A 13,747-nucleotide genomic window follows, 5' to 3' on the forward strand; every position below is an offset into this window, starting at 1 on the left:
ATGGCGGTTCTACATGCGGCCGGCGCGTCCTATCGGATAGACGGCATTCTATTCGATAAAGACGGCACGCTGCTGGACTTCATCTATACTTGGGGGAACTGGAGCGAGCATCTGCTCGCCCGTTTCTCCGCTTCGCTAACGGAAAGAAAACTGCCGCCGATCCGCGTCGATCTGGACGCGCTGTGGGGGGTGCTTCGCTCTGAAGAAGGCGACGTCGTCGACTACGATCGGAACGGACCGCTGGCCATGGGAACCGTGGGCGAGATGCTGGCCATTCTGGCTTGGCACGGCTACCGGTCCGGCTTGTCCTGGGCGGAGGCCAAGACGCTCGCGGCGGAAGCCAAGCTAGCGGCTGACGCGCGGCTCGAAGCGACGCGCGCGGCGCGCTTGCTGCCGGGCGTGCTGGACTTCCTCGAGGCATGCCGCGAGGCCGGCGTGCCGCTCGCCGTCGTGACCGCGGACGAGACGGATGCGGCTATCAAGCATTTGGCTTGGCTCGGGATTCAGGCGCGGTTCGATGCGATTGTCGGGACGGACCAGGTCGAACGAGGCAAGCCCTACCCGGACATGGCGCTGCTCGCATGCAAGCGCTTGGGGCTGCAGGGCGGGCGCTTCGCGGTTATTGGCGATACCCAAGGCGATATGCGCATGGCCAAGGAGGCCGGCGCGGCCGCGGCGATTCTGATCGCCGAGCCTGCCGCGATTGCCGCACCTGCCGTGATTGCCGATCCTGCCGCGATTGCCGAGCCTGCCGATCCTGCCGCCTGCAACGTACCCGCCGATCCTGCCGCGCCGGGCGAGAGTTCGGATTGGGACGGAGCGGATGCGGTCGTCTTCACCCTGCATGAGTTGCGCATCACGAAGGAAGACAGCCCCGCATGAAAGGTGCGACAAACATGGGATGGCTTTTGCTGAGCTTGGCGATCGCCTTCGAGCTCTCCGGCACGATCTCGATGAAGCTGTCGGAGAGCTTCACGCGTCTCGTTCCATCGCTGCTGATGTTTCTGTTCTACGGCATCAGCTTTACTTGCTTGAATTTCGCGCTCGGATATATGCAAGTTGCAGTCGTGTATGCCATCTGGTCCGGCATCGGCATCGTTCTGATTTCGATTGCCGGCTACATGATTTTTCAAGAGAAATTGCCGCTCAGCTCGATGCTATGGATCGGCATCATTATCGTCGGCGTCATCGGGTTAAATATCAGCAAAAACGGACATTGATCCGTCAGTCGGCATGGGAGGGACATTGATGAGTCAGAGCGACAACAAACCGGTGATTGCGTTCCAAGTCATCACCGATACGCATGTGACTGCGGACCCGGAGCATCTCTACAACCGGCATTTTGAGCAGGCCCTTAAGGACATCGCGGAAAACGCGACGGACAGCGTCGGCATCATGCATGCCGGAGACGTGACCGATCATGGGTTTCCGGCAGAGTACGAAGAGCTGCACCGGATCGGAGGGTTCTATCAGGACCGGCTGCCTCCCCTCTATATGGCGACAGGCAATCACGACGTGGGGCTGGGCATCTGGGAATCGCGTCTCGGCAACTTCCTGGCTGCGACAGGCATGTCGGCCGCCTATCACGATCACTGGATCGAAGGCTACGCTTTTCTTTTCCTCGGGACCGAGCGGGGCCTGGAGCTGTTCTGCGACCTGTCGGCGGCGCAGCTCGAATGGCTGGACGCCAAGCTGGCAGAGGCGGCTTCGTCCGGCAAGCCTGCGTTTGTTTTTCTCCATCAACCGTTGAAGAACACGACGGCCGGATCGATGGAAGAACAAAAGTGGTACGGCGTCACGCAGGACGACGAGCTAAAGGCGATTCTGGCGAAGCATCCGCGCACGTTCCTCTTTACCGGGCACGGGCATTGGGAAATGGAAGCCCCGCGCAATCATGTAGGCGGCGAGGACCAACTGCCGGCCATGTTCAATGCGGCATCCGTCGCCTACCTGTGGACGGACGCGGACGAAAGAAGGGAAGGCAGCCAGGGCTACTACGTCGAGGTTTACGAGGATTGGGTGCTTGTAAAAGGCAGGGATTTCACTACGGGAACCTGGGTGAAGTCGGCGCAGTACGAGGTGTCGTTAAAGCCGGTTCCCGCTAGGGAGTCTTGAGTGGGCAGAGGAAGAAGCCGGTCTGCGCGAGCAGCCCGGCTTTTTTATTCGCTGCCGGCCTCTCCCTCAATCTGAAACGCCTGCCCATCCTTAAGTAATCAGGGGCAAATTTGCATCGGAAATATATTTGACTTCAAACGTTGTAACTGATAAAGTTACATCATAATCGTAACCAAATTAGTTACAACAAATCCCCTTTAACTCCTGGAGGTTAAATTCATGAATCACCTGATCATTTACGCGCATCCGCATGAAGGAAGCTTTAACAACGCCATTCTGGATACGACAGTCAACGCATTAAAATCCAAGGGCCATGAAGTCCATGTTCGCGACCTGTACAGCCTTGGTTTTAACCCGGTCCTCTCGCCGGCAGATACGGCAGCGCTGCGCGCGGGCAATCCCCCTGCGGACATTGCAGCGGAGCAAGCGTTTTTGGCAAAAGCCGACTTCATCACGTTCATCTATCCGATCTGGTGGACGGGGCTCCCGGCTATCCTCAAAGGGTATGTGGACCGCACGTTTTCCTATGGCTTCGCTTATCAGTACAATAGCGAGGGCGGCATAGACAAGCTCTTCAGCGGCAAAAAAGGGCTCCTTATCAACACGCACGGGACGCCAAGCGAAATTTACGATTCCATCGGCATGAGCCAATCCTTGAAGCAAACTTCCGGCGGCGGCATTTTTGAATTTTGCGGCATCGAAGTCGTCGATCAATTGCTATTCGGCGGCGTAACGAGCACAACCGACGAGACGCGCAAAGACATGCTCGCACAAGTCGAGAAGAAGTTTAACTCCCTATAAGCCGAACAACCGTCAGGGAAAGATCGCCTGACGGTTCTTTTGGCCGTGCGCATGGGCAGCCTCGGTGTTCCTAAGTAGGAACAAGTTCGCCCGGCATTGCGCATTGGGCGCCTCGGTGTTCCTACTTAGGAACAAATCCGGCCGGTCTTGCGCTTGGATCGCCTCGGTGTTCCTGGGTAGGAACAAGTCCAGCCGGCATTGCGCATGGATCGCCACCGTATTCCTAAGTAGGAACGAATCCGGCCGCCCTGGCTTATAGGGTCTCTCGCTGTTCCTACTTAGGAGCAAATCCGGCCGGTCTTGCGCTTGGATCGCCTCGGTGTTCCTAAGTAGGAACAAGTCCAGCCGGCCTGGCGCTTGGAACGCCTCCATGTTCCTAAGCAGGAACTAGATTACAGGTTGATTCGCCCCGCACAGCATCCGAGAGTCCCGTCCCCATGAACGCACGCGCTCATCAACCTGCATATCGCCACCCGAAATTACCGCTGCATCATCTGAATCAGGTTGCCGCACGTATCGTCGAAGACCGCGATCGTAAAGTCGCCCATATTGGTCGGCTTCATCGTGAACTTGACGCCGCTTGCCGATAATCGTTCGTAATCGCCATGAATATCCGCCACGCCGAACATCGTCGCCGGGATGCCGTCCGCAGCGAGCTTCTTTTGATACTCTTTGGCGGCAGGATGCTCGTTCGGTTCGAGTATAAGCTCGGTGCCGTCCTGATCTTCCGGGGACACGACCGCGATCCACCTGAACTTTCCGGTAGGCACGTCATGCTTTTTCACAAAACCAAGCGTTTCCGTATAAAACTTCAAGGCGTGGTCCTGATCCTGAACGAATAAACTGGTCACGATGATTTTCATGAGTCGATCCATCCTTCCAGCAAATGTTTGAGCGGTTCGTTGTTGAAGACGATGACGCGGTACTTTCCTTCTTTTTGCGACTGTACGAGCCCTGCCTCCTCCAGCGCGGCAAGGTGCTTGGCAATGGCTTGGCGCGAAATGGCCAGGTTGTGCTTCACGATAAGGCGCGCCGTTAATTCGTACAAGGTCTGCTCCTTGCGGTCGGCCAGCTCGTCCAACATCAGCCGCCGCGTAGAATCGCCCAGCGCTTTGAATATTTTATCTCTGTCGACTTTCATACATTTATGATAAGCAACCCACAGGTTGCATGTCAAGCATAAGCAACATAACCGTTGCATATTGAATCCCTTATTCATTTCCATTTCCGAGCCCTTTACGATACGCTTTGGGCGTCGTGTCACGATGTTTTCTAAAGGACTGGATAGAGTGGTCGACGTGATTGAACCCCGCTCTTCGGGATATTTCCGTTATCGGATTCGCCGTAGATTCCAGGAACTCGCAGCTTTTTTTGATGCGGTACGAAATGCTGAAGCCTGTCATGAGACGGTCGTCGCCCGGACGAGCGGCGAACCTATTCTCGCCATTATTCTTGCCCACCTCTTATTGGGGGAGGACATTACCTTGTTTCAGTCGATAGGCGGCTTGTTGACGCTTTTTGGCATGGCCATGTACTTCTGGTCCAAGTCGAGAGACGCCAGGAGGTTGGCACTTCAGGCAAACTAAGCAAATACGCTAAAAGACCCCTTTCGCAAGGGGCCTTTCACGTCTCTTCAGTGGCAGATTTAGCTCGGCGAACCGTTTACTTGGCGAAATAGTGCCCTTGCTCGAGGTCGGGGATGAGCGCGGCGTGAACCGGACGCCATCCCAGGAGCGCTTGCGTCTGCGCGCTCGATCTCGGGATGTCGAGCGATGCCAGCATGCCCAGGAAGCCGAAGTGGACGTTCGCTTCTTCGCAAGAAATGCTCGCCGTCGGCAGGTTCAGGTGCTTGCCGATGACGCCTGCGATGTCGCGGAAGGGCACACCCTCGTCGTGCACGCCGTCCAGCCGCGCGCCTGCCGGAGCGGCTTCCGCCGCCAGGCGAAAGAGAGACGCCGCATCCAGGCGGTGTACGGCCGGCCAGCGGTTGGTCCCGTCGCCGATGTAGGCAGACACGCCTTTTTCGCGGGCGATCTCGATCAGTCTCGGTACAAAGCCCTTGTCTCCTTCGTCGTGCACAGTCGGCGCAAGCGACACGATCGATGCCCGTACGCCTTGCTCCGCCAGCGCCAGCGCGGCATTCTCCGACGCCTCCCCGTTCGCGTGCGCCGTAATGACGAGCGGCTTGCCGGAGCCCTTGAGCGCCGTTCCCATCGCCTCGACGGCACGGAGATCCATGCCGAGCGAACCCGCAAAGTCGGAAAAGTCGTGCCTGAACGCCAGGTGAATGACGCCGTCCGCGGCGGCCGCTCCGCTGCGCAGGCTGTCGAGGTCCTCAAGCGATCCCGTATGCACCTCGGCACCAGCTGCCGCAAGCGCCGCTGCCCCCCGATCCGAACGCGTCAGGCCGACGACCTGATGGCCTGCCCCAATAAGCTCGCCGACGACGGCCGAACCGATATACCCTGTAGCTCCCGTGACGAAAATTCGCATGCTGATCTCTCCTTTTACTTTTGATACTCACGGCTTTACTGTAAACTATAGAGTAGACTCTAAGGCAAGCCGTAAATGAGGAGTAAAACGCATGAAAATTCAGGAGCTCGCGGTAGAGACCGGGTTATCGGTCCATACCATTCGTTACTACGAGAAGGAAGGGCTATTGGACGAGCGTCACGTCGGGCGGGATAACAACAATTATCGCCGTTATGACGACGAAGCGATCGAGCGTCTGAAGCTGGTCAAGAGATTCCAAAGCGTCGGCTGTTCGCTCACGGAACTGAAGCAAATCCTGCGGGATCTGGATACGAATACGACGACCACGCAGCAGGGAATCGACTGGGTCTTATCCAAAATAAAAGAAATCGAGCGCAAGAAAGATGAATACGACCTGGTGCTGGCCACGCTTAACCGGATGCTGGAATACAAAATGGCCTTGCAGCGCGATTCCGGGGAAAAGCATCGTTGACCCGGGCGATGCCGACCTTCGACGATCAGTCCCGCCCCGCCTCGTAAAGCTTTTGCGCCACCATAGCCGGCCTTGTGCGCGAATCCGTCATGTGGTCCCCATCGCCGACGATCAGCCGGAACAGACGAGCCGCGTGGACATATGCGGATTCCAGCCATAGCCCTCTCCTTGCGGCAACACATTGTCTTGATAAAAATACAAATAGCTTTTGGGCGTAGGCAGCGCATAAAACGCTTTAAGATTCAGCTTCTCGAAAAGCGGCTTGGCCGGCTCCGGCGAGACGCTTGCGTAGATCCATTTGGCCACGTCCAAGGCAGCCGTATTCACGAACAACGCCCGAAACAGCGGGAACGGCAGCATAATCGTATCGTCCTTCGAGCTCGCCCTAAGCTGTTCGAAGCCTTGCCTCGTTTGAGGCGGCACCTCGTCTACGACCGATTCGCCGTCCTTCAATACGAAGGCGTCCCAAAAGACGAGACGCTTAATGCGCGCAGACACCTGTTCGGCCGCCTTCTGAACAACCGTTCCGCCAAAGCTGTGCCCGACGAGAATGATATCCCGCAAGTCCAGCTTCGTTATAAAGTCGACGACAGACTTCGTAATCATCGCATGCGTGACATTTTTGTTCGAATCTTCGCCGTGCCCGGCATATTCCGGCGTATAGACGACATGCCCGTTCCTGCGCAGCGCAGACGCTATATCGCCCCAGAAGCGAGCGTCTGCCCAAGAGCCATGCACAAGTACGAAGGTAAGCCGCTGCTGCGCACGCGGTTGATCTCTATTGTACGATTCCAACGCGGCGCCGCCGGGCCCAAACCAATGGCCTGCATCATGAGATAAGTAGTAACCCGAGGGCCCATACCCGCGGTCGAAGCAGGGGAAGCGAAGATTTTCCGGGTAATAAGGATACATGCTCAACATCCTCTCGAAACGGCATTGATCAGCTTATGCCCAGTGCGATCGAGAGGTGCCCGCATCCCCTGCTGCAAGCGATGCCCGCTACTTCAATTCGAAGGACATCAAGTCCCGGCCGACCGTGATCGGACCGCCGTAGATATCGCTCATTCCTTCGATGTACGCTTGCTCCGCCGCCTCGTTGGCCTCCGGCGCGGGAATATGATGCGTCAGCACGAGATGCTTGACCCCGGCCCGCTTCGCGATCTGCGCCGCTTCGAGCGTCGTCGTGTGATACTTGGCGGGGTTGGACAGCGCCTTCCCGTGCTGCGGATATTGCGCGATCAGGGCGTCCAGCCACGGCTTGTTGTACGCCTCGTGAACGAGCAGGTCCGCCCCGGCCGCTTGCTTCTCCATGCTCGCCACCGGGATCGTATCGCCGGAGATGATGGCCGTTTTGCCGTTATACTCGAACTTGTAGGCGACGGCCGGATAGACCGGGCGATGGTCCACCTCGAAGGCGGTAATCCGGATGCCGTCTTTGTCGTAGACAATGCCCTCGTTGCATTCGGTATACTCGATGCGCGAGCCCGCTTCGTCCGACAGGTTATAGCTGATGCGCAGCTTGACGTCGAATTCGAACGACTCCCGCATTTTGCCGATAATCGCCTTGGTCGTCTCCGGTCCGTACACCTGCATGGGCACCGAGCGGCCTTCAAAGACCCGTTCGGCGGTCACATGCGTACGCCAGCTCGTGATGAACACGTCGAAAAATCCGCCGTTGTGATCGTAGTGGTGGTGGGTGAACAAGACGTCGGATATCCGCTGAGGCATGACGCCCGCCCGGACCAGCTGGTCCACCGCGGCGCCCCCGCAGTCGACGAGGAACGCCTTGTCGCCCGCGAGCACGACGACGCCGGGCTTCGCGCGCCCGTAAAAGGCACGGGGGGAGCCGGTACCGAGAAGAACGACGGTCAGATGCTCATGGTAGTCCGGGCGTAAATTCTCCTGCGGCTGAATGTAGATCTCTGTCACTGCAGTCATCCCTCTCTTCCTCGGCCTACTTGCCTTCCTGCGTCTCCTTCAGCAGCGACAGATCGTACAGGCCTGCCAGATCCAGGCCGCCTGCGCCCACGTCCTTGATGTAGCCGGCATCGACCGCGACCTGAGCCATGGCCTGCAAGGCGTCCTGGTCAATGTTGGTCGTGAGGCTGAGATGCGATAGCGCGGCCTTGATCAACTCCACGTCCAGGCCCTTGCCGGTCAGCTCCTTCAGCTCGTCGCTGACTAGCGCATAGGTGTCGTCCGGGTGACCCTGGATGAATTGGATGGCGTCCTCGTTAGCGAGAAGCACGGACTTGGCCAGGTCGCGGTGCGCCTTCAGGAAGCCGTCGCTTGCGACGACGATCGTCAGCGGATAATTCCCCTTGTTGGGCGGAATCTGATCCCAGTCGACGGCGATCTCGCCGATGCCTTCGTTCTCGATCTGCGTGCCCCACGGTTCGGGCACCAGCGCCGCGTCGACCTGGCCTTGCTTCATGGCCGTCAGCGTATCGGCCGGCGCCATCGCGATGATCTGCACCCCGCTCTTGTCCGCCGTCACCTGGAGGCCTTGCTCCTGAAGCAGCAGGCGGAGCGAGATCTCGTTGGTGCTGCCCTTGGTTGGGATGGCGACCAGCTTGCCCGCCAGGTCCTTGACGCCCGACACGCCGGCGCCCTTTCTGGCCACGAGCACGGCGCCCCCGTTGTTCGCGCCGGACAGAATCTTGATGTTCTTGCTCCTGACATATTGATTGATGACCGGGCTTGGACCGACATAGCCGATATCGATCTCGCCCGTCGCCATGGCGGTCGAGAAGTCGGAGCCGTTGTTGAAGCCCTGCACTTCGATCTTCACGTTCGCGCCGAGACGTTCTTGCAGATAGCCTTTCTTGATCGCGACAAATGCCGGGGCATGGGTCACGTTCTTGAGCAAGCCGATCTTCACGGTAATCGGATCGGCAGACTTGGAACCATCGCTCCCCGGTTGAGAATTGCCGCAGCCGGACAGCAGCGCCAGTATCAGTATCAGCGCAATCGAAAAGCGCGCGTAAACCGCCTTTTTGGACATGATTGTATCCCCTTTTCTAAGTTAGGCCTATGTTTTGGCCGTGTTCAGGCCATATTGGAGCAGGACCCGGTCCTCGATCCGCTTGAAGACGAGATGGTCGGAGATCGTGCCGAGAATCGCGATCACGAGCACGATGCAGAGCATCAGGGACGTGTCGCCGAGGCTGCGCCCTTCCTCCAGCAGCTGGCCGAGCCCGATGCCGCGCGCGATAAGCTCGCCGGAGACGAGCGCCCGCCAGGCGAACGCCCAGGCCATGCGCATGCCCGTGATGAGCTGCGGGATCGCGGCGGGGACCATCACCTGGTAGAAGAGCCGGAATCCGCGCCCTGTCCCGAACATCTGCGCCGACTTGAGATAGATCGGCGGAATGTTCTTGATCCCGCTCCGGCTCGCGATCGTCATCGTCCAGGTCGCCCCGATCGTCGTAATGAACACGACGGCGAAGTCGCTTAGACCGAACCAGATGATCGCGAACGGAAGCCAGGCGATGCTCGGCACCGTCTGCAGCGCGACGACGACGAAGCCGAACGTCTCGTCCAACAGCCTGCTTCGGGCGAACAGGACGCCGAGCGTCGTGCCGATGACGCACGACAGGGCGAAGGCGACGAGGATGCGTCTCAAGCTGCCAAGCGTCGCCTTGAGCAATTGTCCGTCCGCCATTCCGTCGTAGAACGTCCGCATCGTCTGCAGCGCCGACGGGAAGCGCCAGCCCCAATGCATCGTCCTATATGCCGTCTCCCAGATTATGAGCAGCAGAAGGAGAAAGAGGGCTTTTCTCCAAAGCGTAGTCATCGCCGTATTCCTCCTTCGCCACCTTCTCCAGCTCGACGGCCAACGTGTCCATGATCTGACTCTCGATGCGGTGCAGCAAGGAATCGCCGGGCTCCCGCGGCCGCGCCGCCTGTACGCGATACTCCTTTTTGATTCGTCCCGGCCGCGTGGACATGACCAGCACCCGTTCCGACAGCGTGACCGCCTCACGGATGTTGTGCGTGATGAACAAGATCGTCTTCCGCGTGCTGAGCCAGATCTGCTCCAATTCCTTATGCAGCAGCAGCCTCGTCTGCTCGTCTAGCGCGGCGAACGGCTCGTCCATGAGCAGAATCTCCGGATCCATGACGAGCGCCCGCGCGATCGCTACCCGCTGCTTCATCCCGCCGGACAGCTCATGAGGGTATCGGTCCGCGAACTTGCCCAGGTGTACGGTCCGGATCTGCTCCATGGCCCGCTCGCGGCGCTCCTTCTTCTTGACCCCTTTTTGCTTAAGACCGAAGGCGACGTTCTCCAGCACGGTGAGCCACGGATACAGCGCATGGTCCTGGAAGACCACGATCCGGTCGGGACCGGGCGCCGTGACGGCCTTGCCGTTCGCTTCGACGCTGCCGCAATCGGCCCGCTCAAGCCCCGCCACCAGATTGAGCAGCGTGGACTTGCCGCAGCCCGAAGGACCGAGGATAGAGACTAACTCCCCCTTCCCGATCTCGAAGGCGATGTCGTCCAAGGCGGTGTAGCTGGCTCCGCCCCGCTGCGTAAATGTCTTGCCAATTCCCTCTAGCCGGATCATGCTCCGCCACCCCCATGGCTTTTCGTGTCGTTACAAGCGCCGTTCAAACGAATCCGTATCGAAAATAACGACCTGCTTCTTCTCATAGCGAACGATGCCTTCGTCCCGCCACCGGCCGAGCGTCTCGGTCACCGTCTGCCTGCTGCAGCCGATGACGTAGGAGATTTCCTCATGGCTCAGCGGAAGCGTGACGACCGTCTCCTTTCCCGCGCGAACGCCAAGCTGCAGCAACAGCTGCGCGAGCCTCCAGGCAACCGGCCGCGAGATGAGCGTCTCCACGTAGCGCTGCGTCTGCAGCAGCCGGCGGGCGTTGGCCACCGTGAGCGCGTAGAGGGCATCCGGATGCTGCTTGAGGAGATCCGTAAAGGAGGAGGCCGGGATCGAGAGAATTCGGCTGTCCGTTATGCACCGCGCATAGCGCTGCCTCTTCTGTCCGGTCAGCACCTCGGCCGCTCCAAACACCTCGCCCCTGTGCCGCAAGAACAAGGTGATGCTTTGACCCTCCTGCGCGAACTGCGAGATTTTCACCAGCCCGTCCCGGACGAAGTAGATTTCCTGGCTGTCCTCCTCGCTCCTGAAAATAAAGTCGTTTTTCTTCACGTCCCGGGAAGCGCCGAATTTCTCGAAAAGCTTAGCCAGCGCGAGCTGCTCGGCTTCGCCGTTATCCGAGGCAGCGGTTCCTTCCGAATAGGAGGACATCCCCCCTTGGTTCATCGTCCATGCGCCCCTCTCTGGTCGTTCGCTTAATTCAAAGTTAGCTCATCGGTATTTATGATTATATTTCATAGTTTAAACCAAAAACTGTCGGATAGCCGACAAAATTGAGTTGAATATCGGGGTTTATTTCTTGAAGAGCGCCGCGGAGGCAAAAAAAACAGTTGTCCGAAGGCCTGCCGGCCTATAGGACAACTGTTATAGCGAACGACCTGGCAGCGCCGCCAGCTCGTGCGAGTATCTAGTACGGCCTGCTGCGCTCCAGCTCCGCTTTGGCTTCGGCCAGAAAAGCATCCGCCTGGAGCCGGTTCAAGGCTTCCTTTGCGTCCATATCGGATGCGGCTTCTTCAGCTGCGATGAGAGAGGCGGCACGGCGGCTCCTCGTCTGATACTGCTCGACGATCGCCTTGGCGGTTTGAATTTTACCGGACAGCGTCTCCTGCTTATCCAACAATTCATCCGCAAAGATCCGGTTGCGGTTAGCGTCTTCCTGCAGCCTTTCATGTATAAGGCGCCGGTCGTGAACCTCCTCCAACCGCCGGCGTGCCAGCTCCGCGTTCGAAGCTTGGGCAGCCTCTTCTGCCTGTTCGCGTTTCAGCTTCATCTCTGCCTGAATCGCGCTCATTTTTTCTTGTATGACCAGGCCATCCGATTGCACGCGCTTCGCGGTCGCGGACAATTCGCGCAACGCTTCGGAGCTAGCTTCGATGTAGGCATTCAATATACGCTCGGGGCTTTCCCCGGGCGAACGATCGGCTCCGAACAAATGACGCAGACGGCGAATCAGCCCCAAATGCGGGTCTCCCCTTCCTTACAACTTTAATCCTCGCAATATTTGCGTTCGGCTCCCGACTGGAACGAAGCGGCCGTTATAAAGGTGCTGGGGGCGCCATCGTCTCCATATTCCAATACGAACACATGCCCGCGCGGAATCGTTCTCCCCAAAACTTGTACGGAAGCGGTGGAATTGCGAACGCGATAGACGGCCGGAAAAGGGCAGCAATACCAATACGCGTCTTCCTCGATCAGATTTCTCTCGAGCAGCTCTTCGACCGTGATCTCGTATTCCCGCTCCACTTCCGTTATGAGACAAGCCGACCAATGCTCCTGAAGGTCATCGACCGCTTGCTGCCATTCCCCTGCTCTGCTGATGGCGTCTTTGGCCCTGACTGCGGTTACCTTCCAGATATCGTCGGAGTCGAGCTTGCACAAGCGCTGCAGCGAAGGGGCAGGATTCCCCGGAGCCGGACGGCGGTCGTGCCCAACCGTATCGGGCGCCTTTAGCCCTTGCGCGATGAGCAAATAATCGGAGAGCGCCAGCCAATACTGCTTCTCGGCATCCTCGTGCGTCTCCTCGGATACCCGCCGGCCGCTCGATATGCTACCTACGATCGCGTCCCCCGATTGCTTGCGCGTTCGCGCCGCTTCATACAGCAGGATGACCGACTTGAAGCGCTCCCCTTGCGCGCGAGCCGCATCGACCGCTTCTTTGGTCATGTCGTCCATCCGTTCGGCAGCGCGCCGCAGTCCGGTAAGATGCGCGACCGGGCACGGACGCGGGCCCTCCAGCTGCGGTCCCAGGCGGATCGGAAGCTCGATGCGGGCCGAACGCTCAAAGGCAGCCTCTTGCCGGGCGGCGATCATCAGCTCGGGTATTTTGCCGTACCATATATCCGCCTGGTCATGGGTGATAACGGGGACCGGCTTTACCTGTCCGCCAAGGCTGGGGAACGCATCGCCGATAAGCGCATCGGCCATCGTCTGCAAGGAGCGTGCGGCTTGCATATAAGCAAGCGCGCGTTGACTGTCGCACCCGGCCAGCTCCACATGAAGATCGTACACCTGCTCGCCAAGCCTTTTATAGCTCTCCAGATGCTCGATCGGACATACTTTTTCTCCAGTCATGCTTTCGCGAATCCAACTGAACAGCCCCATCGTCATGACCTCCAACCCCATATTGTTTTCATCATAATATAAATGCTTACGCAGCAAGGCTAAAAAAGACGGAAAAAATAAAAAAAACGCCAGGAAGGAAGGCTCCCCCTGACGGTCCGTTTAGGTTTGGCGGATATTCGAGACGCGATTCGCGCGCAATGCCTGTCGGCGGCTCATCCGCGAGCCGATCCGATAGGCCGGCCTATCGTGGTCCGCGTCACTCCCTCTTGCCGCTTCGCTCTCTCTTCCCGCGACACTCCCTCTTGCCGCTTCGCTCTCTCTTCCCGCGACACTCCCTCGCCGAAATGCCTGCAAATATACAGGTAATTTTGCCGATATCGGCCCTTTTGGACATAAAAGATGCGAAAATACAGGTATTTTCCTTCATCGGCCGGATTTTCGGCTTGTGTGTTATATTTACCTGCACATTTGGTTACTACTTAGGTCCCCCCCTCGGCGGGGGGATTTTTTGTTTTTTTCTAACCTAGAAGGGATTTAAGCATACCCATCGAGAATTAGTAGTTAAACCCAAACGAGGATTGTGAAGAGATGGAATTTAGCAAGGAACAAGTAGACCAAATTTGTAAAGGCGATTCCGAAATTGCTGGCTTCTTCCATGCACTCCTCGAACACAATCGAACGCTAAGGG

General features: G+C 58.2%; 17 protein-coding genes. 5 read left to right on the plus strand and 12 right to left on the minus strand.

All coding sequences use genetic code 11. From position 1 onward, the window contains the following. The 4 genes from ACFOTD_RS08125 to ACFOTD_RS08140 all read left to right on the plus strand — a co-directional run bounded on the left by ACFOTD_RS08125 (position 1) and on the right by ACFOTD_RS08140 (position 2,916). On the plus strand, positions 1–882 hold the full coding sequence (locus ACFOTD_RS08125) for an HAD family hydrolase (protein ID WP_378117530.1): 882 nt from the start codon (positions 1–3) through the stop codon (positions 880–882). Between the two features lie 14 nt (positions 883–896). Next, positions 897–1,220 carry a DMT family transporter gene (locus tag ACFOTD_RS08130; protein ID WP_378117532.1) on the plus strand — a complete coding sequence of 108 codons (324 nt, stop codon included), beginning with the start codon at positions 897–899 and terminating at the stop codon, positions 1,218–1,220. A 28-nt stretch (positions 1,221–1,248) separates the two neighbouring features. Next, positions 1,249–2,115 carry a metallophosphoesterase family protein gene (locus ACFOTD_RS08135; protein WP_378117534.1) on the plus strand — a complete coding sequence of 289 codons (867 nt, stop codon included), beginning with the start codon at positions 1,249–1,251 and terminating at the stop codon, positions 2,113–2,115. 219 nt (positions 2,116–2,334) lie between these two features. Continuing rightward, positions 2,335–2,916 (plus strand): NAD(P)H-dependent oxidoreductase, encoded by a 582-nt coding sequence (locus ACFOTD_RS08140; RefSeq protein WP_378117537.1) that lies wholly within the window; start codon positions 2,335–2,337, stop codon positions 2,914–2,916. A 479-nt stretch (positions 2,917–3,395) separates the two neighbouring features. On the opposite strand, the gene ACFOTD_RS08145 is transcribed toward ACFOTD_RS08140, so the two are convergent. The 4 genes from ACFOTD_RS08145 to ACFOTD_RS08165 all read right to left on the minus strand — a co-directional run bounded on the left by ACFOTD_RS08145 (position 3,396) and on the right by ACFOTD_RS08165 (position 5,409). Then, the gene (locus ACFOTD_RS08145) at positions 3,396–3,779 is read right to left on the minus strand and encodes a VOC family protein (RefSeq protein WP_378117539.1); all 384 of its coding nucleotides are present in this window, start codon (positions 3,777–3,779) and stop codon (positions 3,396–3,398) included. Then, positions 3,776–4,057 carry an ArsR/SmtB family transcription factor gene (locus ACFOTD_RS08150; RefSeq protein ID WP_378117541.1) on the minus strand — a complete coding sequence of 94 codons (282 nt, stop codon included), beginning with the start codon at positions 4,055–4,057 and terminating at the stop codon, positions 3,776–3,778. Before ACFOTD_RS08150 ends, ACFOTD_RS08145 begins: the two co-directional genes overlap by 4 nt. A 70-nt stretch (positions 4,058–4,127) precedes the next feature. Then, entirely contained in the window at positions 4,128–4,319 is a 192-nt protein-coding gene (locus tag ACFOTD_RS08155) for a helix-turn-helix domain-containing protein (protein WP_378117543.1), read from the minus strand. A gap of 259 nt (positions 4,320–4,578) precedes the next feature. After that, entirely contained in the window at positions 4,579–5,409 is an 831-nt protein-coding gene (locus tag ACFOTD_RS08165; RefSeq protein ID WP_378117545.1) for an SDR family oxidoreductase, read from the minus strand. Between the two features lie 91 nt (positions 5,410–5,500). On the opposite strand from ACFOTD_RS08165, the gene ACFOTD_RS08170 reads away from it, so the two are divergent. After that, positions 5,501–5,881: a MerR family transcriptional regulator gene (locus ACFOTD_RS08170; protein ID WP_378117547.1), complete on the plus strand. Its 381-nt coding sequence runs from the start codon at positions 5,501–5,503 to the stop codon at positions 5,879–5,881. Positions 5,882–5,992: 111 nt separating this feature from the next. Here ACFOTD_RS08170 and ACFOTD_RS08175 read toward each other — a convergent pair whose 3' ends face one another. From ACFOTD_RS08175 to ACFOTD_RS08210, 8 genes are all read right to left on the minus strand, one after another. Then, complete coding sequence (locus ACFOTD_RS08175; RefSeq protein ID WP_378117549.1) at positions 5,993–6,676, minus strand: alpha/beta hydrolase; 684 nt, start codon at positions 6,674–6,676, stop codon at positions 5,993–5,995. A gap of 204 nt (positions 6,677–6,880) precedes the next feature. After that, positions 6,881–7,819 (minus strand): MBL fold metallo-hydrolase, encoded by a 939-nt coding sequence (locus tag ACFOTD_RS08180; protein ID WP_378117551.1) that lies wholly within the window; start codon positions 7,817–7,819, stop codon positions 6,881–6,883. Between the two features lie 16 nt (positions 7,820–7,835). Further along, on the minus strand, positions 7,836–8,885 hold the full coding sequence (locus tag ACFOTD_RS08185) for an ABC transporter substrate-binding protein (protein ID WP_378117553.1): 1,050 nt from the start codon (positions 8,883–8,885) through the stop codon (positions 7,836–7,838). A gap of 27 nt (positions 8,886–8,912) precedes the next feature. Next, on the minus strand, positions 8,913–9,677 hold the full coding sequence (locus tag ACFOTD_RS08190) for an ABC transporter permease (RefSeq protein ID WP_378117555.1): 765 nt from the start codon (positions 9,675–9,677) through the stop codon (positions 8,913–8,915). After that, positions 9,610–10,449 (minus strand): ABC transporter ATP-binding protein, encoded by an 840-nt coding sequence (locus tag ACFOTD_RS08195; protein WP_378117557.1) that lies wholly within the window; start codon positions 10,447–10,449, stop codon positions 9,610–9,612. Before ACFOTD_RS08195 ends, ACFOTD_RS08190 begins: the two co-directional genes overlap by 68 nt. A gap of 30 nt (positions 10,450–10,479) precedes the next feature. Beyond that, complete coding sequence (locus ACFOTD_RS08200) at positions 10,480–11,163, minus strand: Crp/Fnr family transcriptional regulator (protein WP_378117559.1); 684 nt, start codon at positions 11,161–11,163, stop codon at positions 10,480–10,482. Positions 11,164–11,404: 241 nt separating this feature from the next. Beyond that, positions 11,405–11,956 carry a PspA/IM30 family protein gene (locus ACFOTD_RS08205; protein WP_378117561.1) on the minus strand — a complete coding sequence of 184 codons (552 nt, stop codon included), beginning with the start codon at positions 11,954–11,956 and terminating at the stop codon, positions 11,405–11,407. Positions 11,957–11,982: 26 nt separating this feature from the next. Beyond that, positions 11,983–13,098 (minus strand): hypothetical protein, encoded by a 1,116-nt coding sequence (locus ACFOTD_RS08210; RefSeq protein WP_378117563.1) that lies wholly within the window; start codon positions 13,096–13,098, stop codon positions 11,983–11,985. Positions 13,099–13,747 lie beyond the last annotated feature (649 nt).

The organism is Cohnella sp. GCM10012308 (genome assembly GCF_042649185.1).
In the GTDB taxonomy this organism is placed as follows: domain Bacteria; phylum Bacillota; class Bacilli; order Paenibacillales; family Paenibacillaceae; genus Cohnella.